Source organism: Shinella sp., assembly GCF_052438155.1.
Classification (GTDB): domain Bacteria; phylum Pseudomonadota; class Alphaproteobacteria; order Rhizobiales; family Rhizobiaceae; genus Shinella.
On sequence record NZ_JBQVPI010000001.1, the window covers coordinates 160,336 to 180,962 of the forward strand.

At 63.1% G+C, this 20,627-nt stretch carries 17 protein-coding genes; 9 read left to right on the plus strand and 8 right to left on the minus strand.

The window, feature by feature from the left end; genetic code table 11:
• Positions 1–42: 42 nt before the first annotated feature.
• Together araD and ACT6VE_RS00745 are read left to right on the plus strand one after the other, a co-directional pair.
• Entirely contained in the window at positions 43–1,782 is a 1,740-nt protein-coding gene (gene araD / locus ACT6VE_RS00740) for an L-arabinonate dehydratase (RefSeq protein ID WP_444796720.1), read from the plus strand.
• Positions 1,783–1,927: 145 nt separating this feature from the next.
• Positions 1,928–2,608: a hypothetical protein gene (locus ACT6VE_RS00745; RefSeq protein ID WP_444796721.1), complete on the plus strand. Its 681-nt coding sequence runs from the start codon at positions 1,928–1,930 to the stop codon at positions 2,606–2,608.
• A 99-nt stretch (positions 2,609–2,707) separates the two neighbouring features.
• On the opposite strand, the gene ACT6VE_RS00750 is transcribed toward ACT6VE_RS00745, so the two are convergent.
• From ACT6VE_RS00750 to ACT6VE_RS00760, 3 genes are read right to left on the minus strand one after another with little or no spacing between them, the layout of a single operon-like run.
• Positions 2,708–3,529: a transglutaminase family protein gene (locus ACT6VE_RS00750; RefSeq protein ID WP_444796722.1), complete on the minus strand. Its 822-nt coding sequence runs from the start codon at positions 3,527–3,529 to the stop codon at positions 2,708–2,710.
• 20 nt (positions 3,530–3,549) lie between these two features.
• Positions 3,550–4,491 carry an alpha-E domain-containing protein gene (locus ACT6VE_RS00755; RefSeq protein WP_444796723.1) on the minus strand — a complete coding sequence of 314 codons (942 nt, stop codon included), beginning with the start codon at positions 4,489–4,491 and terminating at the stop codon, positions 3,550–3,552.
• A gap of 5 nt (positions 4,492–4,496) precedes the next feature.
• A complete protein-coding gene (locus ACT6VE_RS00760) occupies positions 4,497–5,906 on the minus strand; it encodes a circularly permuted type 2 ATP-grasp protein (RefSeq protein WP_444796724.1) in 1,410 nt (469 codons plus the stop codon).
• Positions 5,907–6,236: 330 nt separating this feature from the next.
• Here ACT6VE_RS00760 and ACT6VE_RS00765 point away from each other — a divergent pair, with 330 nt between their 5' ends.
• A complete protein-coding gene (locus tag ACT6VE_RS00765; protein WP_444796725.1) occupies positions 6,237–7,121 on the plus strand; it encodes a DMT family transporter in 885 nt (294 codons plus the stop codon).
• 56 nt (positions 7,122–7,177) lie between these two features.
• Here ACT6VE_RS00765 and ACT6VE_RS00770 read toward each other — a convergent pair whose 3' ends face one another.
• Positions 7,178–8,605, minus strand: coding sequence for a DEAD/DEAH box helicase (locus ACT6VE_RS00770; protein WP_444796726.1), 1,428 nt, complete (start codon positions 8,603–8,605; stop codon positions 7,178–7,180).
• A gap of 299 nt (positions 8,606–8,904) precedes the next feature.
• On the minus strand, positions 8,905–10,005 hold the full coding sequence (locus ACT6VE_RS00775; RefSeq protein WP_444796727.1) for a DNA alkylation repair protein: 1,101 nt from the start codon (positions 10,003–10,005) through the stop codon (positions 8,905–8,907).
• A gap of 214 nt (positions 10,006–10,219) precedes the next feature.
• Between ACT6VE_RS00775 and ACT6VE_RS00780 the strand changes: the two genes are divergently transcribed.
• Complete coding sequence (locus ACT6VE_RS00780) at positions 10,220–10,672, plus strand: host attachment protein (RefSeq protein WP_444796728.1); 453 nt, start codon at positions 10,220–10,222, stop codon at positions 10,670–10,672.
• An 84-nt stretch (positions 10,673–10,756) separates the two neighbouring features.
• Here ACT6VE_RS00780 and ACT6VE_RS00785 read toward each other — a convergent pair whose 3' ends face one another.
• Positions 10,757–12,358, minus strand: a complete 1,602-nt coding sequence (locus ACT6VE_RS00785) for a trimethylamine methyltransferase family protein (RefSeq protein ID WP_444796729.1) — start codon at positions 12,356–12,358, stop codon at positions 10,757–10,759.
• A gap of 892 nt (positions 12,359–13,250) precedes the next feature.
• Here ACT6VE_RS00785 and ACT6VE_RS00790 point away from each other — a divergent pair.
• The gene (locus ACT6VE_RS00790; protein ID WP_444797426.1) at positions 13,251–16,238 is read left to right on the plus strand and encodes a response regulator; all 2,988 of its coding nucleotides are present in this window, start codon (positions 13,251–13,253) and stop codon (positions 16,236–16,238) included.
• A gap of 9 nt (positions 16,239–16,247) precedes the next feature.
• Here ACT6VE_RS00790 and mnmD read toward each other — a convergent pair whose 3' ends face one another.
• The gene (gene mnmD / locus ACT6VE_RS00795) at positions 16,248–16,967 is read right to left on the minus strand and encodes a tRNA (5-methylaminomethyl-2-thiouridine)(34)-methyltransferase MnmD (RefSeq protein ID WP_444796730.1); all 720 of its coding nucleotides are present in this window, start codon (positions 16,965–16,967) and stop codon (positions 16,248–16,250) included.
• 40 nt (positions 16,968–17,007) lie between these two features.
• Here mnmD and ACT6VE_RS00800 point away from each other — a divergent pair, with 40 nt between their 5' ends.
• Complete coding sequence (locus tag ACT6VE_RS00800; RefSeq protein ID WP_444797427.1) at positions 17,008–18,144, plus strand: NAD(P)/FAD-dependent oxidoreductase; 1,137 nt, start codon at positions 17,008–17,010, stop codon at positions 18,142–18,144.
• Between the two features lie 7 nt (positions 18,145–18,151).
• Here ACT6VE_RS00800 and ACT6VE_RS00805 read toward each other — a convergent pair whose 3' ends face one another.
• A complete protein-coding gene (locus tag ACT6VE_RS00805; RefSeq protein WP_444796731.1) occupies positions 18,152–18,526 on the minus strand; it encodes a PRC-barrel domain-containing protein in 375 nt (124 codons plus the stop codon).
• A gap of 125 nt (positions 18,527–18,651) precedes the next feature.
• Here ACT6VE_RS00805 and puuE point away from each other — a divergent pair, with 125 nt between their 5' ends.
• From puuE to ACT6VE_RS00820, 3 genes are read left to right on the plus strand one after another with little or no spacing between them, the layout of a single operon-like run.
• On the plus strand, positions 18,652–19,581 hold the full coding sequence (gene puuE, locus ACT6VE_RS00810; RefSeq protein ID WP_444796732.1) for an allantoinase PuuE: 930 nt from the start codon (positions 18,652–18,654) through the stop codon (positions 19,579–19,581).
• Positions 19,578–20,075 carry a 2-oxo-4-hydroxy-4-carboxy-5-ureidoimidazoline decarboxylase gene (gene uraD / locus ACT6VE_RS00815; RefSeq protein WP_444796733.1) on the plus strand — a complete coding sequence of 166 codons (498 nt, stop codon included), beginning with the start codon at positions 19,578–19,580 and terminating at the stop codon, positions 20,073–20,075. The genes puuE and uraD overlap by 4 nt, the downstream gene beginning before the upstream one ends.
• A gap of 51 nt (positions 20,076–20,126) precedes the next feature.
• Complete coding sequence (locus ACT6VE_RS00820) at positions 20,127–20,621, plus strand: ureidoglycolate lyase (protein WP_069057979.1); 495 nt, start codon at positions 20,127–20,129, stop codon at positions 20,619–20,621.
• Positions 20,622–20,627 lie beyond the last annotated feature (6 nt).

The window sequence follows — 20,627 nt, forward strand, 5'->3', positions numbered from 1 at the left end:
GGCCGTCCGACCTTTCGGGCGGTCCCTTCAAGGACTGGAAAGATGACGAAGAAAGCGGAATGGCCGCGCAGGCTGAGATCACAGGAATGGTACGGCGGCACCAGCCGCGACGTGATCTATCACCGTGGCTGGATGAAGAACCAGGGCTATCCGCACGACCTGTTCGATGGTCGCCCGGTCATCGGCATCCTCAACACCTGGTCGGATATGACGCCGTGCAACGGCCATCTGCGTGAGCTTGCCGAAAAGGTGAAAGCGGGTATTTGGGAAGCCGGCGGCTTTCCGATGGAAGTGCCTGTTTTCTCGGCCTCCGAAAACACCTTCCGCCCGACCGCGATGATGTATCGCAACCTTGCCGCACTCGCGATCGAGGAAACGATCCGCGGCCAGCCGATGGATGGCTGCGTGCTGATGGTCGGCTGCGACAAGACCACGCCGTCGCTGATCATGGCGGCGGCCTCCGTCGACCTGCCGTCGATCGTCGTCACCGGCGGCCCGATGCTGAACGGCTATTTCCGCGGCGAGCGCGTCGGCTCCGGCACGCATCTGTGGAAGTTCTCCGAGATGGTGAAGGCCGGCGAGATGACGCAGGACGAGTTCCTTGAGGCGGAAGCGTCGATGAGCCGCTCGTCGGGCACCTGCAACACCATGGGCACGGCCTCCACCATGGCCTCCATGGCGGAAGCGCTTGGCATGGCTCTGTCAGGCAATGCCGCAATCCCGGGCGTCGATTCCCGTCGCAAGGTCATGGCGCAGCTCACCGGCCGGCGCATCGTGCAGATGGTCAAGGATGACCTGAAGCCGTCCGACATCATGACGAAGCAGGCCTTCGAAAACGCCATCCGCACCAACGCGGCGATCGGCGGATCGACCAACGCCGTCATTCACCTGCTCGCCATGGCCGGCCGCGTCGGTATCGACCTGACGCTGGACGATTGGGATCGTTGCGGCCGCGACGTGCCGACCATCGTCAACCTGATGCCGTCGGGCAAGTACCTGATGGAAGAGTTCTTCTATGCCGGCGGTCTGCCCGTCGTGCTGAAGCGCCTCGGCGAGGCCGGCCTGCTGCACAAGGACGCGATCACGGTCTCAGGCGAAACGATGTGGGACGAGGTCAAGGATGTCGTCAACTGGAACGAGGACGTTATCCTGCCGGCCGAGAAGGTACTTACGCAGTCGGGCGGCATCGTGGTGCTGCGCGGCAACCTCGCGCCGAAGGGTGCGGTGCTGAAGCCATCGGCAGCCTCGCCGCATCTTCTGGTGCATCGGGGCAGGGCGGTCGTCTTCGAGGACATCGACGACTACAAGGCCAAGATCAACGACGACAGTCTCGATATCGACGAGACCTGCGTCATGGTCATGAAGAACTGTGGCCCCAAGGGGTATCCGGGCATGGCCGAGGTCGGCAATATGGGTCTTCCTCCGAAAGTGCTGAAGAAGGGCATCACCGACATGGTGCGCATCTCCGACGCGCGCATGTCCGGTACGGCCTATGGCACCGTCGTACTGCACACCTCGCCGGAAGCAGCCGTCGGTGGACCGCTCGCGGTCGTGCAAAACGGCGACATGATCGAGATGGACGTACCGAACCGCCGCCTGCATCTCGACATTCCCGAGGAAGAGCTGGCGCGCCGGCTCGCCGCGTGGAAGCCGAACCACGACCTGCCCGCGTCGGGCTATGCCTGGCTGCACCAGCAGCATGTCCAGGGCGCTGACACCGGCGCCGACCTCGACTTCCTCAAGGGCTGCCGTGGCAGTGCTGTCGGTAAGGACAGCCACTGATGCCTTATCGGGAGGAGGGCGGAGAAAGTTGCCCTCCTCATGCACTGGGATGCACGTTAGTCGTTGCGCCTACACGCTATGGTGTTGCAGGCGAGCGGGAAATCGTATCAACTGCGCTGACCATCATCCCTGGAAGGAAGCGCACATGCCTACCCCTGCGTCTACGTCGGTCAAGGAAGGCAAATCCACCACCTATACTGCGAGTGTGGCAGATGAAACCGCACTCGATTCGGCAGTGACGGTGACGGGTGAGGGATACACCGTTACGTTCGATGGCAACAAGTTCGCAAGCAAACATTTGCGCCGCATCCGGAGCAACAGCGTCAGCAACTTGCAGGACGCGGTGACGGCTCCTGGAAAATTGTTGAGCTATGCCAAAGAGGCGCGTGCGGGTGCGGTGGAACGCTTTGTAGGCAAGGTGAGCAGTACGAACTCCGTCATCTATCTCGACCTCGGCCAGTTCTGCCAGTTCGGTTGCGCGATCATAAAGTTCTTGAAGGCCAATGAGGCCACTGCTTGGACGCCCTATCCAGCGAACGCGCCGGTCTCGCTGCAGAAGGACGTGACTGTGACCATCGGCCGTTGCCTTGCCTATTCCCATAGCGGGGTGGGCGCGATGCGCTCTGGCGCTGACGGCAAAGGGGAGGGCGGTGTGGGGATCACGCTGACCGCCACCGTGCGGCAGGTTGGCGCCTCCGCCAAAATCGTCGAGGTCTGCCATTACGCGGGCGGATCGATCGTCGGCAAAGTGAATGTCGATCAACTCGATCCCAAGGCGCAAGCAGAGAAAATACAGGGCATTGCCAGCAAGATCATCAGTGGCTGACGCTGCCATGTGAGTATGAACAGACAGATGGCCGGGTATTGGTCCCGACCAGTTTTGCGCGCGCCCTACAGATGGTGACTGCTACCCGGCAGACTGTGCTCAGCTCTGGCTTTGCGACTGGCTCTGTCCGGCCGATGCCACCGTGATGGACACGCTCATCGTTTCCGCCGCCTTGCCCACCACCATGCCGGAAATCGGGGCGGCGTCCTGGTAGTCGAGGCCGGTCGACAGCCGGACATAGCGGGCGTCCGGGCAGATATTGTTCGCCGCATCGAAGCCCACCCAGCCAAGACCCTGCAAATGCACCTCCGCCCAGGCGTGGCTTGCGGTCTGTTCGGGCGCTTCCATCAGCAGATAGCCCGAGACGTAGCGGGCCGGGATGCCGAGGTGGCGTGCCGCGGACAGGAGGATATGCGCGTGATCCTGGCACACGCCCTGCTTCATCTCCAGCGCCTGCTCGGCCGTCGTTTCTGATCCGGTTTCGCCCGGCCTGTAGGCAACGGTCGCATGGATCGTCCCCATCAGGTCGTGCATGCGTGCCAGCTCGTTTTCGCCGGCCGATGCCTTGGCAAGCTCGCGGATCAGCTTGCTTGGTTTGGTGAGCGGCGTTTCGCGCAGATAGAGCCACAGCGGCACGAAACCCTGGTGCGGGCCGAACACACCGGCCCGATCCTCCGTATCCACCTCGCCCTCGGCGACGATGCGGATCGTCACCTGTTCGGCATTGGTGCTGACCAGATCGACATGGTTGCCGAAATGGTCTGTGTAGCCCGCTTCCAGGCGGGCGCCGTGCACGGTGGTCTTCCACGCACGCACGATCTGTCCCGGCTGGGTCTTCGGCGTGAGACGGAGCCGTTGCAGTGAATACTGCACCGGATCGTCGTAGTGATATTCCGTCGTGTGGCTGATCTTCAGTCGCATGTTCGCCCCCGGTGTCAGCCCTAGCGATTGAAGCGGTAGCCTTCGGAGATTTCTTCCCCGAGGCGGTTGTTGTGCACGATGAATTCCTCGATGAACTCATGGAGGCCCTGTTCCATGATGTCGTCGATGGTTCGGCTTCTGAGCAGCATCAGCGTGGCCGAAGCAGTCTCGTGCGCCGCGTGGTTGTCGCCGTAGAGCTTGGCGAGATAACCGAGATTGCTGACGATCTTGTCGTAGCTGTAGGCCAGCGAGCGCGGCATGCGATCGTTGAGGATCAGGAAGTCCGCGATGTTGGCCGGCGAATAGTCGCCATCATAGACCCAGCTGTAGGAGCGGTGCGCCGAAACCGAGCGCAGGATCGATTCCCACTGCTTGTTGTCGAGCGACGAACCGACCTTAGCGATCGCCGGCAGCAGCACGTAATACTTCACGTCGAGGATGCGCGCCGTGTTGTCGGCCCGCTCGATCGAATTGCCGATGCGCGAGAAGTTGTAGACGTCGTCGCGCAGCATCGTGCCGTGAAAGGCGCCGCGGATGAGGCCCGTGCGGCGCTTGATTGTGTCGATCACCTCGGGCATTTCCGCCGGGCGGACGCGCTTGGACAGCATTTCCTTGAACTCGATCCAGCACTCGTTCATCGCTTCCCAGGTTTCCCGGGTCAAGGCGGTGCGCACCATGCGGGCATTGTTGCGCGCGGATTCGATGCAGGACAGCACGCTTGACGGGTTCGCTCGATCGCGCAGCAGGAAGTCGATGGCGTCGGCACTCGTCAGTCGTTCGTGCACGCTGTCGAAATCTTCGCGCACGCCGGCACTTTGCAGCACGCCATCCCAGTCGTCGTCGGTGGAGCCGCTGCGGGTGAGCGCCATGCGCAGGCCAGCATCGATCAGGCGGGCGATGTTTTCGCCGCGCTCGATATAGCGGAACATCCAGTATAGGCCGTTTGCAGTTCTTCCGAGCATCGGTATCAGTCCTCCAGTACCCAGGTGTCCTTCGTGCCGCCGCCCTGACTGGAGTTCACCACCAGCGAGCCTTCTTTGAGCGCCACGCGGGTCAACCCGCCCGGAATGATCTGCACCTTGTCGGAAACGAGCACGTAGGGCCGGAGGTCGACGTGCCGGGGCGCGATGCCCTTGTTGACGAGGATGGGGACTGTGGAGAGCGACAGCGTCGGCTGCGCGATGTAGTTCGACGGCCGGGCCTTCAGCTTTTCGGCAAAGGCCGCGCATTCCTTCTTGGTGGCCGTCGGGCCGACGAGCATGCCGTAGCCGCCGGAGCCATGCACTTCCTTCACCACCAGTTCGTCGAGATGTTCCAGCACGTATTTCAGGCTGTCTTCTTCCGAGCAGCGCCAGGTCGGCACGTTTTCGAGCAGCGCCTTGCGGCCGGTATAGAACTCGACGATTTCAGGCATGTAGGAGTAGATCGCCTTGTCGTCGCAAATGCCGGTGCCCGGCGCGTTGGCGATGGTGATGTTGCCGGCCTTGTAGACATCCATGATGCCGGGAATGCCAAGCGCGGAGTCCGGCCGGAAGGTCAGGGGATCGAGGAAGTCGTCGTCGACGCGGCGGTAGAGCACGTCGATCGCCTCGTAGCCGCGGGTCGTGCGCATCTTCACCTTGCCATCGACGACGCGCAGGTCCGAGCCCTCGACCAGTTCCACGCCCATCATGTCGGCGAGGAAGGAATGTTCGTAATAGGCGGAATTGAAGATACCGGGGGTCAGCACGGCAATGCGCGGCTTGCCGGAACAGCCGGGCGGCGCGAGCGAGGCGAGGCTCTGGCGCAGGGTCTTCGGATAGTCTTCTACCGGGCGCACCTTGTTGACGTGGAACAGCTCCGGGAACATCTGCATCATGGTTTCCCGGTTTTCCAGCATGTAGCTGACGCCGGAAGGGGTGCGGGCATTGTCTTCCAGCACATAGAACTGGTCTTCGCCGGTGCGAACGATGTCGGTGCCGACAATGTGGGTATAGACGCCGCCCGGCGGCTTGAAGCCGATCATCTGCGGCAGGAAGGCGACATTGCGCTCGATCAGTTCACGCGGCACGCGGCCCGCCTTGATGATTTCCTGCTTGTGGTAGATGTCGTCGAGAAAGGCGTTGAGGGCGATGACCCGCTGTTCGATGCCCTGGGCGAGCTTGCGCCACTCTCGGCCGGAAATGATGCGGGGAATGATGTCGAAGGGAATGAGTTTTTCGGAGCTGTCCTCGTGTCCGTAGACCGCGAAGGTGATGCCGGTTTTTCGAAAGAGGTTTTCGGCGTCCCTTGATTTGGCGATCAGGCGAGCCCGATCCTGTCCTTCATACCAGTCGTGATATTTGTCATAAGGTTGCCGCGGGCCCGAGTCCGCGTTGATCATTTCATCAAATGCCAAAGGCGTGTTCCCCATTTTCAGCCATTTGAGTACAACACTCGGGGCAATGCAAGAACCATGCTCAATTAGCGGGAAAGAATTCTCATACCGCTTTGGGAAAGGCCAAACCGGCCGGCAGGACGGTTTTTTCGCGTGGAGCGAACAGGTCGGCGCGCCTGCTATGCGGTTTCCTGCGAGGGGTCGGAACCGGGCCTGCCGAAAATAGAGGCAGATGCTGAAAAGCTGGTCCAGCCGTCTTTCCCTGAACCTAATCATCAAGGAAATTCCTTTGACCATCATCGGCGTCGTGCCTATCGCTCGCGCACCGATTGTCCCTCTGCCGGAAGCCCCATGTCCCTCGATCGCCTGGCGCCAGTCATCTTCGTCCTGCTGTGGTCGACCGGCTGGGTCGTCGCGAAGTTCGGCGCCATCGTTTCCGAGCCGTTGACGTTTCTCAGTATCCGCTACCTCGCCGCGGCGATCCTCTTCGGCGGCCTGTGCTGGGTGTCAGGCGTTTCCTGGCCGCGTGACACGCGTACCATCGTCCACGCCGTGGTCTCCGGCGCCTTTCTGCACGGTCTCTATCTGGGTGCGGTCTGGTGGGCGATCGGTGAGGGCGTTCCGGCTGCACTCTCCTCGATCATCGCGGCTCTCCAGCCGCTGATGACGGCGCTGGCCGCCCCCTTCTTCATCGGCGAACGGCTGAACAGCCGGCAGAAGGCGGGTCTCTGTCTCGGCTTTCTCGGCGTGCTGCTGGCTGTGTTGCCAAAGTTCTTCGGTCACGGTGCTGCGGAAATCCCGACCTTCGCCATCATCGTCAACATGCTGGGCATGGCTGCCGTCACTTACGGCACGATCTACCAGAAGCAACATCTGCCGACAGGCGACATCCGCGCCATTGCGACCTTGCAATATGTCGGGGCGCTGATCGTCACCGTGCCCTTCGCGCTCGGCCTGGAAAGCCTGCATGTCGATTTCGGCTGGGCTTTCATTGCGCTGCTCGCCTGGTCGGTGCTCGGCATTTCGATGGGGGCAATCCTGCTGCTTCTCTATCTGCTGCGGAGAGGGCAGGTCTCGCGCGCGGCCTCGCTCATCTATCTCGTGCCGCCGATCGCCGCCCTTCAGGCGGCGGCCATCTTCGGCGAGGAACTGACGGTCCCGATGATCGTCGGTACGGCCATCGTCGTGGTTGGCGTGTACCTCACCAACCGCAAGGCCCCGGCAGCAGCCGTGTGAGCAAACGAAAACGGCGGGCCGAAGCCCGCCGTTTCCTCATTCAATGGTCGTGTTGATTACGCCTGTTCGCGGCGCTGACCTTCCGACCGGCGCGGCTTGCCGCTCTGGTTCGGACGACCCTGGCCGTTGCCGGCACCGTGGTTGCGGTTCTGGCGTTCGCCCTGTTTCTGCGGCGGGCGGGCGTGCTGCGGGCGCTTGGCGCCTGCCGGTGCGCCACCGTCGGATGCTGCGTGTGCACCTTCGCCGAAGGGCTTGCGCGGCGGACGCTGGCCGGCGCGACCCTGGCTGGCACGCTGGCCGCTACCGCTGCGCGGCTTGCGCGACTTGCCGCCGGGACCAGCGGAGATGACGGCAGGCGCTTCGCCGCTTGCGACGGCGATCTTGATGCCCATGAGCTTCTCGATGTCGCGCAGCAGGTGTGCTTCGTCCGGTGCGCAGAAGGCGATCGCGATGCCGTCGCGGCCGTTGCGGGCCGTGCGGCCGATGCGGTGGACGTAGGCGTCCGGCACTTCCGGCAGGTCGTAGTTGTAGACGTGGGTGACGCCCTGGATGTCGATGCCGCGGGCAGCAACGTCGGTGGCAACCAGAACGCGGATCTCGCCGTCACGGAAGGCCTTGAGGGCGCGCTCGCGCTGGCCCTGGCTCTTGTTGCCATGGATCGAAGCGGCCTTGTAGCCGACCTGCTCGAGATGCTTCATCAGCTTTTCGGCACCATGCTTGGTGCGCGAGAAGACGAGCGACAGGCCATCCGGATTGGCGTTGAGCGTCTGCTTGAGGATCTGGGTCTTCTGGTCCTTGCCGGGCACGAAGTGCACGTACTGCTCCACCTTGTCGGCAGCCTTGCCGGGCGGAGAAACTTCGACCTTCTTCGGGTTGACGAGGTACTCGCCGGCGAGTTCTGCGATCAGCTTCGGCATGGTGGCCGAGAAGAGCAGCGTCTGGCGGGTCTTCGGCACGAGGCGCGAAATCTTGCGCAGGTCGTGGATGAAGCCGAGGTCAAGCATCTGGTCGGCTTCGTCGAGCACGAGATAGCGGGCCTGGGTCAGCGTCACGGCCTTGCGGGCGATGAGGTCGAGCAGACGGCCGGGCGTGGCGACGAGGATGTCGGTGCCGCGGTTCAGCATTTCCGACTGCTTGTTGATCGAGGCACCGCCGACGACGGTGACGATGCGCAGCGGCGTCCGCTTCACGAAGTCGCGCAGGTTGTCGGCGATCTGGTTCACCAGTTCGCGGGTCGGCGCGAGAATGAGGGCGCGGATGTTGCGCGGGTCGGGACGACGGGCGTCAAGAAGAAGCTTTTCGATCATCGGCAGGCCGAAAGCGGCCGTCTTGCCGGTGCCGGTCTGGGCGAGGCCGATCAAGTCGGAGCCTTCCATGACAAGCGGGATGGCCTTTTCCTGGATCGGCGTTGCGTTTTCAAAGCCGAGCGTGGTGAGGGTATCGACGATGGTCTTCGAGAGGCCGAGGTCGTGGAAAGTGGTCAAGTCAAATACCTTTCGGGGCGCCAAACGCAATAAGCCGGAACGCACCATGCGTTTCCGGTTTCGTTCGGCGTCAAGAACCCCGCGTGAATTGGGAACTTGTGGGTTGGTTGGCAGTCGTCGGCGCAGTCATCCGCAAATGGGAGGCGGATCGTCTCTTGCGCTTGTCCTTCTTAGCATCCCGTTGCAGGGACGTCGGTGGCTCGCTCACGCGGCGGCCGAAGGGCGACGCTGGGGGTCATGTCGTTGTTTTGCGGTAAAAAGTCAAGCCCTAGTTTTCGCAGGTGCGAAAGGATGGTGCCTTATTCCATGCGCAGATCGAAGTCCGCGGTCGCGCAAACCGCGCCGTTGATCAGGATTTCGATCCTGTGCATGCCGGGATAGTAGACCCGCGTTGTGATCGGCCGGATGGCGTGGTCCTTGTCGATCGTCTGGCGCCCGCCCGCCGGCAGGTCAAGCTGCTTCCACTTGAAGACCTTTGGCGCCAAGCTGCCGTTCGCCTTCACATGATGGATCGCATAGTCGATCATCAGCCGCTGCGGGGCAGCATCCTCGTTCGTGACAGTGATGGAAAGGCCGAGCTTGTCACCGAAGACGACGACCGGCGTGGCAAGCGAAAGTGTCGCACCGATGTCTTTCGCGGCTGCGAAGCCGAAATTGGCCAGCGCCTTCGCATCGCCCTTCTTCAAGAGCGTGCGCGAGGCATGGCGGAGCAATTGCCGCCGCTCGGTGGATGCGCCTTCGATATGGCGTTCGACGAAATCGGTCACCAGCGTCGGGTGATCCTTGGCGATGTCGTTGAGACTGTTGGCGACGGAGCGGCGCACATAATCCTCCGGGTCGTCGAGGAGGGCGATGAGGATCGGCAGGATTGGCTGCGGGTCCTTGACGAGCGCCGGCAGGCGCATCGCCCAGGGCAGGCGGGGACGGGTGCCTTCGCTGACAAGCCGGCGCACATGATGATTGGCGTCGGTGGTCCAGCCGGAGATTTCGGCGAGCGCGCGGTCCTGCTCGGCATGGATGAGGCGGCGGATGCCGAATTCTGCGGTGAAATGCGGCGTCAGAGCCTTGAGAAGGGCGAGTGACAGGTCAAAATGCTCGAGGCCATGCTGGGAGACGAACTGGTTGACCGGCAACAGCGCCCAGCCGGAAAGGCCCGGCTTGCCGTCGTTCGGCAGGGCTTGCCGCAGGATGTTTGCCGCTACGGCATAGTCGGCGGGCAGCGTTTCGGCGAGCGCCTCCCGAATTCGTTCCGACCGCTGCATCAGTTCCAGCGCCTCCATGCCATCGGTGGCGAGACGGGTGAAGCGGGCGGTGTCGAAGTCTGGCGCATGGCGGGAAATGTGGCGCGCTATGTCCGTCACCAGTCCGGGGTGCAGCAGGTTTTTCAGCGGTTCGGCCACGGGTTTCTCCACTCGTTTGCGGCACCCTAGCGAGCCTGGCCGGCACGGCGATAGGGGTGAACACGCCTTTCCAACAGCTTCGTGATCTTCGCCACCCGGAACACGCGGATGACCTGTTGCGTTCGGTCAACGTGCGTCCTGCCACAATGCTGGTGGATGCTGATCGGCGCAGATTCGGTTCTGCGCATCCATAACCTCGCTACGGGAGTGAAACATGACCGCTACGACTTGGATTCTCGCCGCCGACGGCAACCAGGCCCGCTTGCTCAAGGGGGTGAACCTGTTGATCGATGGCCAGCAGAGCCCGGAGCAGGAAGTCTTTCGTTGGGAACCGAAAAAGGCGCAGGACATCATGGCCGACAAGCCCGGCCGCAGCCACTCCTCCGTCGGTCGCGGCCGTTCCGCCATGGAATATTCGAGCGATCCGGTGCGGGAAGAGCAGCAGAAATTCACCGCCGAAGTGGCCGGCCGCATCGATGACTATGCCGCCGAAGGCGCGTTCGACCGTCTCGTCGTCTGCGCGGCTCCCCAGACGCTCGGCGACCTGCGCAACAAGCTCTCGGACAAATCCCGCACGCTGACAATGGCCGAGATCGACAAGAATTTTTCCAACCTGCCGACGGAGAAGCTGATCTCCTCCGTTCGCGCGATCATGTTTGACGCGTAAGCTCTAACCACGCGGATATGGATCAAATCCTTGCCTCTTCTCCCCACTGGGGAGAAGGGAAGGTGGGGCAACATCCTGCCAAACTTAGAAGTCAGTCGGAACGCCGCCCTCTTCCTTGCGCCTGGCGACGAACGCATCCAGTTCGTCCTCGATCGCCGGGTCGAGCGGCGGCTTTTCGTAGGTGTTGAGCTTTTCCTTGAACACCCGGTTGGCGTGGTCGTAGGTCGTCGGCCGGCCAGCCTCCGTCCATGTCTCGAAATTGCGCCAGTCCGACAGGATGGGCGAGTAAAAGGCGGTCTCATAACGCGCCAGCGTGTGCGGCGTGCCGAAGAAATGTCCGCCCGGGCCGACGTCGCGCACGGCATCCAGCCCGAGTGCGTCGGTGCTGACATCGAGCGGGGTCAGATATTCCGCCACCATCTGCAGCATGTCGACGTCGAGGATGAACTTTTCGAAGGAGGCGGTCAGGCCGCCTTCGCTCCAGCCTGCCGAATGCATGATGAAATTGCCGCCGCCCTGGGTCAGCGCCCATAGCGAGAAGGCGGATTCATAGGCCGCCTGCGCGTCGATCGTGTTTGAGGCATTGGTGTTCGAGGTGCGGTAGGGAATGTTGTATTTGCGGGCGAGCTGACCGCCGGCCACCACGGCCTTCATGTATTCCGGCGTGCCGAAGGCCGGCGCGCCCGTCTTCATGTCGACATTGGAGGTGAAGCCGCCATACATGACCGGCGCGCCCCTGCGCACCATCTGCGTGAAGGCAATGCCGGCCAGCGCCTCGGCATTCTGCTGCACGACCGCACCGGCGATCGTCACCGGTGCCATGGCGCCGGCCAGCGTGAAGGGTGTTACCACCACGACCTGATTGCGCGCGGACATTTCGATGATGCCCTGCAGCATGGGGCCATCGAGGCGCAGCGGTGATGAGGTGTTGATGATGGTGAAGAGCGAGGGTTCGCGCTCCATCTGCTCCATCGAAATGCCGCGGCCGATGCGGGCGATCTCGATACCGTCGATGTTGCGCTGTTTTCCCAGCGAATAGACGTGAAAGACCTTGTCGGTCAGTTTCACCATATCCGACAGGCAATCGAGGTGGCGCACCGACGCGTGGATATCGACGGGCTCGACCGGATAGCCACCTGTGGTGTGGATAATATCATAGGACTGCGCGAGCTTCACCAGCTTGCGGAAATCCTCCTGGTTGCCGGCGCGCCGGCCGCCATCGCGATCCGCGACGAAGGGGGCGGAGGCGACCTGGGCAAAGACCAGGCTGTTGCCGCCGATCTCGACGTTTCGCACCGGGTTGCGGGCATGCAGGGTGAAGGCGGGCGGCACGGATGCCATCATGTCGAGAATGAGGCCGCGGTCGAAGCGCACGCGGTCCGTGCCGGGCGTCACGTCGGCGCCGGCAGCCTTCATGCGCTCGCGCGCCTCCGGCAGGATGACGTCCATGCCGATCTCTTCGAGGATCGTCAGCGACGCCTGGTGCACAGCCTCAAGCGCATCCTCCGAAAGCACGGTGGACTTGGCGGTCGTGTTGACGAGATTGAGATATTTCGACGTGCCCGGTGCGCGACGGGTGCGCTCGGCACCCCGCCCGCCGCCGCGTCGCCGGCGTTCGACGGGCGTGTCGGTGACGTCCGCCTCCGGTTGTTCGAGGTGATTTTCGAGTTTGATCACGTCGCCCATATGCAGTGCAGCCCCGGTCTGGTTTGCCTTCTTTTCCTTTCGCACATCCTGCGACGCGATGCCCCGCCATTTGCGACAGGGAAATGCTCTCTCGGATAAGAGGCCTGCATGCGGCATTTCCGACAACGAACGGTTAACCATCCGTTCAAGGATTGCTGGTACTCCCCAAGGGGTACGAATCCCTCCTTCTGTCCCGCTTCGGGGAGTACATGGCGTGGCTGAATCTCAAGACGAATTGCTGGTGGCGGCCTGCGCGCGCGTTTGCGAGCACCCGTATCCGGCCTACGTCAAGAGCAGCGAACTGCGCTATCTCGCGGTGAACGACGCCTATGCGCGCCTTTTCGATCGCCGGTCCTCCGAGATGATCGGCCTGCGCAGCGACGAAGTGGGCGAGCCGCTCGGCCATGGCGACCGGGACGATCCCGAACGCCGCTGCCTGATCTTCGGCAATCCCGAACGCGCCCGCTACGTCCACCCCTTCGGCGGCGGCAGTTTCGACATTGCGCTGAAGCGCGAGCGGATTTCTCACACGCTGTCTATCCTCATCGGCGTTTTCACACCTTCGATCGAGGCACTGGCAACGACGGTGCGCAGTGTTGCCAATGGCAATGGTAATCCGCCGCAGGCGGCGAACTTTGCGCCCGTCGACCGCGTCGCGACGAACGAGACGCATGCCGTCGACCAGATCGAAGATGCGCTCGATACGCTCGGCGCGGGTATCGCCGTCTTCGGTGCGGACAACCGGCTGAGCTATGCCAATGCCAGCATGCGGGAATTCTACCGGGTGCTCGTCGGCGACCTGGCGGATGGCCCCGTCAGCCTTGTGGTGTTGGCCGAGGCGCTGCACGACCTCGAAGTCGGGCGCAAGCCATCGGCCGAGCGCGAGCACTGGATGGCGGCCCGGCTCGCCAGCTATGACCTGCCGCTCTACGAATCCGCCGCGCGCCACCCGGCCGGCGGCTGGACACGTCTCGTCACGCAACGCCGACCGGATGGCGTGCTGGTTGCGCTGCGCCTCGACGTGACGGCGCTGAAGGAGAGCGAAGGGCGGCTGAAGCAGCATGCGCAGGAGATCAGCCTCTACCGCGCGCTGCTCGACGAGTTGCCGGTCGCGAGCTTCATGCGGGACGAAAGCCAGCGCATGATCTTCGCCAACCGTGCCTATGTCGAGATGACGGGACGGCAGCCGGAAGAGTTGCTCGGCCTCACCACGCTGGAAATGTATCCCGAGCAGGGGGAGGAATTTCACCAGCAGAACCAGCTCGTCCTCGACAGCGGGGAGTTGGTGGAATCCGAGATCGAGTATCTCCGCCCCGACGGCTCCATGCTGCCGACGATCTCGCGGCTCTACCGCGTCACGACGCTCGATGAAAAGAGCTACCTGATCGGCTCGATCACCGACACGACCGTGCTGAAGAAGCGCGAGGAGCAGTTGATCGAGGCGCAGCGCCAAGCCGAAGCCGCGCGCTCCGACCTCGAAAGCGTCGTCGAGTCGCTTCCGGTCGGAATCGTGGTGGTCGATGAGGCCGGCCTCATCGAACTGGTCAACGGCGCCTTCGAAGGCCTTTGGGACGGCGCGCTGCCGCCGATGAAGGGCCAGCCTCTCGGCACGCTTCTCGCCTTTCAGCAGGCGCAGGGCGGAGTTTGTGGCGAGTGCGAACCCGACGGCTACGAGCAATGCCTTGCCGGCATCCGGGCCGGCGACATGCCGGCGCGCGAGGTTGCCTATGCCAACGGGCGGGCGGTGATCGAAGCCGGCTGCGCGATTTCCGGCGGCCGCTGCCTGCTGACCTATATCGACATCACCGAGCGACGCGAGCGCGAACGCGAAGTGCTGCAAGCCCGCAGCGCGCTCGAGGATGTCGGCAGCCTGATGAAGGATGCCGTCTCCTCGATGAGCCAGGGCCTGCTGATCATAGAAGACGAAAGGGTGGTGCTTTCGAACGAGGCGCTGTCCACCATGATCGCCATGCCGACGCACCTGCTGCAATCCGGTGCCCTGGTCAAGGATGTTCTCCAGAGCTGCGTCGATCGCAAGATCGCCGGCTTTGCCGACGAAGCGCCCGTCGACGCAAGCGAATTTGGAAAAATCCTTTTCACGGGCAAGCCGGCGACGCTGACAATCTTTAGCGGTTACCAGCGCTGGCTGCGCCTTGATGTGACGCCGACGGGCCGTGGGCGCTCCGTCATGGTGTTCTCCGATATCACCGACCTCAAGAACCGCGAAGACGAGTTGCGCCGGCTCGTCAGCCGGGCCGAGACGGCCGATAAGGCGAAATCGGAATTCCTGGCCAATATGAGCCACGAAATCCGCACGCCGATGAACGGCGTGCTCGGCATGGCCGAACTGCTCGCCAAGTCCAGTCTCGACACGCGCCAGAAAACCTTCATCGACATCATGGTGAAGTCCGGCAATGCGCTGCTGACCATCATCAACGACATTCTCGATTTTTCGAAGATCGACGCCGGCCAGATGACGCTGCGCAATATCGCCTTCAACCCGGTGGAGGCGATCGAGGACGTCGCGACACTGCTTTCGGCCAAGGCGGCGGAAAAGGATATCGAGCTTGTGGTGCGCGGGGCGGCCAACATGCCGTCGGCCGTCATGGGTGATGCCGGCCGTTTCCGCCAGATCGTCACCAATCTCGTCGGCAATGCCGTGAAATTCACCGATCGCGGCCATGTGCTGATCGACCTGACCTCCCGGACAACCGAGGGCGGTGTCGAGATCGTCATCCGTGTCGAGGATACCGGTGCCGGCATCCCGACGGAAAAGATGGAATCGATCTTCGAAAAGTTCTCGCAGGTCGACAGTTCCTCGACGCGCCGGCACGAGGGCACCGGGCTCGGCCTTGCCATCACCGACGGGTTGACGCGCCTTTTCGGCGGCACGCTGGAGGCGACAAGCGAGATCGGCCGTGGTTCTGTTTTCACCCTGCGCCTGCCGATGACGCTTGCGGTTGCGTCGATGCCTGCCCGCATCATGCCCGCTCCGATGCCGGGCGCACGTATCCTTGTCGTTGATGCACACGACCTTTCCCGCAAAGCCTCGCATGACATGCTGCTTGACTGGGGCTTCGATGCGACGGCGGTCGGATCGGAAACCGAGGCGCTCGCCGTGCTCGCCGCCGCCGGGGACATGGGCGTTTCGGTGGATGCAATCCTGCTGGATTACCGGCCGGACCGTTCTGCGAACTTCGTTCGGTCGCTGCGGCAAAGCCCTTCGACTGCCGGCGTTGCGTTGATCGTGCTCACGTCGATGAACCTGCCGATGGATGACAAGCTGTTTTCGTCGCACCACGTGCACGCCCATCTGATGAAGCCGGTTCGCGCGGAGCTTTTGCGCGAGACCGTGTCCGAAGTGCTGCGCGTGATGCGCAGTGCCAGAACGCCCGCAGTGGTGCCCGCCACCGAGGAATCCAAGGTGCTGCCGCTCCGGCCGCTCGTGGCCACGTCCGTCGCCCCTGCGGTGGAGGGTGGCATGCTGGATGTGCTGGTCGCCGAGGACAACGAGGTCAACCAGATCCTCTTCACCCAGATGCTGACGGCTGCCGGCGTCAGCTTCCGGCTGGTGGGGAACGGCGAAGAGGCCGTCGAGGTTTACCGCAGCACACGCCCGGGCATGATCCTCATGGACATGTCCATGCCCGTCATGAACGGGTTGCAGGCCAGCCGGGCGATCCGCGACATCGAAAGTGGCACCGGCCACCGCGTGCCGATCGTCGCCGTCACCGCCCATGTGCTCGATGGCGACCGCGAGCAATGCCTTGCCGCCGGCATGGACGATTACCTGGCGAAGCCGATCAGCATCGAGAAACTGGAAGAAAAGCTCGACCGCTGGCTGAAGCGCAGCACGGCGCTGGCAGCCAGTCGTTCATAGAACTGAGCATCACGCCGGCTTTTGCCCGCAGAGCATTTCGCGCTTTCCGGCAAATCCCGGTCGGCGTTCGACGATGAAGCCGGCGCTACCAAGATTGCGTCGCACGAAGCCGGCCGCTGCATAGGTGCCGAAGCGCCCGCCGGGGGTGGTCAGGCGAAAGACGTCGGCCATCAATTCCGCTGACCACATGTCCGGATTGCGCGACGGCGCAAAGCCGTCGAGATACCAGGCATCGAAGGGTGTCGTTTCGCTGCCGAGGCTTTCGAGCGCTGGCCCGCAGACGACGGTGAGGTGGACACGCGGCTCAAGATCGATCTCGACGCGGCCTGCCGGTGCATCCGGCCAGCTCGCGGTCAGCATCGCGCCTTCCCGCTCGATCTCCGACCAATGCGCCAGCGCTCGCTCGATATCGGCGCGCGCCATCGGAAATCGCTCGAAGGAGGTGAAGTGCAGGCTTGCGCCTTCCGGCGCGGTTTCCCGCCATTGCCGCCAGGTTTCGCAGAGATTGAGGCCGGTGCCGAAGCCGAGTTCGGCGATGCGGAACGGTGCTGCGCGCTGCCAGCGCGCGGGCAGGTCGTTGCCGGCAAGAAAGACGTGGCCGCATTCCAGCCGGCCGTCGCTGCGGCAATAAAAATGATCGTCAAAGGCGCGGGAATAGGGCATATCGCCCTCGTGCCAGTCGAGGACTGCTTCGGGCGGCGGCGCTTTTTCAGGAACGTGTTCAGCCATGGCATATGCCGATAGTCGCGCGAAGGCCGCCGGTCAACCGATCGTGGACCTCCTCGTCGTTGGCGGTGGGGTCATGGGCCTCTGGACCGCACTTTTTGCCGTCCGCGACGGGTTTTCGGTGCGCCTTGTCGAAAAACGGACAATCGGTGCGGGCGCCAGCGGCGGCGTGCTCGGCGCGCTGATGCCGCACCTGCCGGATCGCTGGAATGCCAAGAAGGCGTTTCAGTTCGCTGCCCTCGTTTCACTGGAGGCGGAAATCGCGACGCTGGAGGCTGAAACCGGCCTCTCCGTCGGCTACCGCCGCTCTGGTCGTCTCATCCCGCTGGCAAAGCCGCATAACCGGGACCTTGCGCTCGGCCAAGCGCAGGATGCGCTCACTGTCTGGAAGACGCCGGATCGTTCCTTTGCTTTCGACGTGCTGGAGGCAGCACCGTTGGCCGATTGGCCGGGAGACGAGGCGATGGCGTACGGGCTTGTGCGCGATGGTCTTGCTGCCCGCCTTGCGCCGCGCCGTTTGCTGGACGCCCTGCGATCGGCGCTCGACCGTCATCCGAAAGTTGCGATCACGGAAGGTGTCGGGCTCGAGGCGATCGAACCGGCTGCCGGCCTCGCCCGTCTGGACGATGGAAGCGATGTGGCGTTTGAAAACTGTGTGCTCTCGGCGGGTGTCGAAACCTTCCCTCTGCTGGCGCCCCTCAATCCGCTGCTTGCAAGACCGGCTGGCTCCGGCGTCAAGGGGCAGGCGGCCTTGCTCAAGGCAACCATCGACTCCGCGTTTCCGGTGATCTTTGCCAATGGCCTCTACATCGTGCCGCACGAAGACGGCCTGGTGGCCATCGGCAGCACCAGCGAAAACAGCTTTGCGGAGCCGACGTCCACCGATGGTCTCCTTGACTCCTTGATCGACAAGGCGCGGACAATGGCGCCGCTGCTTGCCGCTGCGTCCGTGGTGGAGCGCTGGGCTGGGGTGAGGCCCAGGGCGGTCGGCCGCGAACCGATGGTCGGCCGGCATCCGGATCACGCAAACATCAGCCTGATGACAGGTGGCTTCAAGGTCAGTTTCGGCATCGCGCACAAACTGGCGTGCGAAGTTCTTAACGAAATCAAGGGCGGCACGCTTGGCGTACCACCCTCGTTCACCGTCGAGGCCCACTTTGTGGAAGCCGGACGGCTTTAGACATCGCTTACATCCAGTAGGGCGGCACGCCGTAATAGTCGTGGATCACCTTGCCGTTGCGACGGTTCCAGTCGTACTCTGCGTCGCTTTCATAGTGCGGCGCTTTTTCGACCTGTTCCTTCGTCAGATCGACGCGGTAGCCGGCAAGGCCTTCATCATAGTTCAGCTTGCCCCACGGCAACGGATAATGGTCCTGGCCGATGCCGAGAAAGCCGCCGAAACTCAGCACGGCGTAGGAGACCTGGCCGCTGCGCTTGTCGAGGATCAGTCGCTCCACCGCGCCGATATGCTTGCCGTCGGCACCGTAAACGCTGGTGCCTTCCACCTTGTCGCTGGCGATCAGGTCCTGGGTTTCGCGAATGTTTGCATCTTGCATGGCCATAGGTGTTTCTCCTTGGTTGTCATGGACAGGAAACGGGCCAAGGCGCTAATGGTTCCTTTTCAAGAGTTTTTGCACGCGGCTCAAACCGGTTCGTGCGACGGCCCTTGCCATTCCCGAGGTGACCAATGACCGACAAGATTTATCCGCGCGACCTGATCGGCTACGGCCGCACCCCGCCGCAGGTGCGCTGGCCGGGCGATGCGAACATCGCCGTGCAGTTCGTGGTGAACTACGAAGAGGGCGCTGAAAGCTGCATCCTCGATGGTGACGCGTCGTCGGAAAACCTGCTCTCGGAAATCGTCGGTGGGCAGCCCTGGCCGGGCCAGCGCAACCTCAATATGGAATCGATCTACGAATACGGTTCGCGCGCCGGCTTCTGGCGCCTGCACCGGCTGTTCACCAGCCGCAACGTCACCACGACGGTCTATGGCGTGACGCTCGCCATGGCGCGCAACCCGGAAGCCGTCGCCGCCATGAAGGAAGCCGGCTGGGAAATCGCCAGCCACGGCTATCGCTGGCTGGAATACAAGGATTTTTCGGAAGAGCAGGAACGCGAGCATATCCGCGAGGCCGTGCGCCTGCACAAGGAACTGACGGGTTCGCACCCGCTCGGCATGTACCAGGGCAAACCCTCGGCCAACACGCTGCGCCTTGTCATGGAAGAGGGCGGCTTCGTCTATTCCTCCGATTCCTATGCCGATGACCTGCCCTACTGGGTGCCGGGTCTCGATGGCGAACCCTTCCTCATCATCCCCTATACGCTCGAAACCAACGACATGCGCTTCGCCACGCCGCAGGGTTTCAACACGGGCGACCAGTTCTTCACCTACCTGAAGGATGCCTTCGACGTGCTCTACCAGGAGGGCAAGGACGGCAGCCCGAAGATGCTGAACATCGGCCTCCACTGCCGCCTCGTCGGCCGCCCCGGTCGTGTCGCGGCACTCGCCCGCTTCGTCGATTACGTGCTTGGCCACGAGAAGGTCTGGATCCCGCGCCGCATCGACATCGCCCGCCACTGGATCGAGAATCACCATCCGTCGAAGGCCAAGGCATGATCGATCGCACCGATTTCCTCGACCGTTTCGGCGGCGTCTTCGAGCATTCGCCCTTTATCGCCGAGCGGGCGCTCGATGTGGGTGCTGTTTCGGAACCGCTGACGGCGGGCGGCGTGCATGCCGCGCTCACCGATGCCTTCCGCAAGGCGAGCCACGCGGAACAGCTTGGCGTGCTCACCGCCCATCCCGATCTTGCCGGCAAGCTGGCCATTGCCGGCGGGCTCACCGAGGACAGCCGCAAGGAGCAGGCGGGTGCCGGCCTCGACCGGCTGAACCTGGCCGAACACGCCCGCTTCACCGAACTCAACACCGCCTACACGGAAAAATTCGGCTTCCCCTTCATCATCGCGGTCAAAGGCCTTGACAAGGACGACATCCTCGCGGCTTTCGAAAAGCGCGTAGGCAATACGGCCGATGAAGAATTCGAAACTGCGAAAGGCCAGGTGGAGCGCATCGCGCTCCTCCGGTTGAATGCTCTGCTCCCCGGAGATTAACAATGCCCGACTACCAAAGACCGCCCTTCCTCTCCCCGGGAGGGCTGTCCGATGGCTGAGACACTCACGATCCAACCTTTGACCCAGGCGGCTTTTGCGCCCTTTGGTACGGTGATCGAGGCCGACCCCGCGTCGATGCGCTACATCAATGGCGGCACGACGGAGCGTTACCATGCGCTTGCCGAAGCCGAAGCCGTCGGCGAGGATGCACGGGTTATCATCAACCTCTTCCGCGCCGCGCCGCGTACCTTCCCCTATGCGGTCGACATGATGGAGCGCCATCCCTTCGGCAGCCAGAGTTTTTCGCCGATCGACGACCGGCCCTGGCTGGTCGTGGTGGCGGAGGACGAGGGTGGCAAGCCGGGCCGGCCGCAGGTCTTTCGTGCCGGTGGGCGGCAGGGGGTCAACTACCGCCGCAATGTCTGGCACCATCCGCTGATCGCGATCGGTGCCGTCAGCGACTTCCTCGTCGTCGATCGCCTCGGTGGCGGCGTCAACCTGGAGGAGCTCGCCTTCGACACCCCGTTCATCATCGAACAGCCCTGAGAGGGA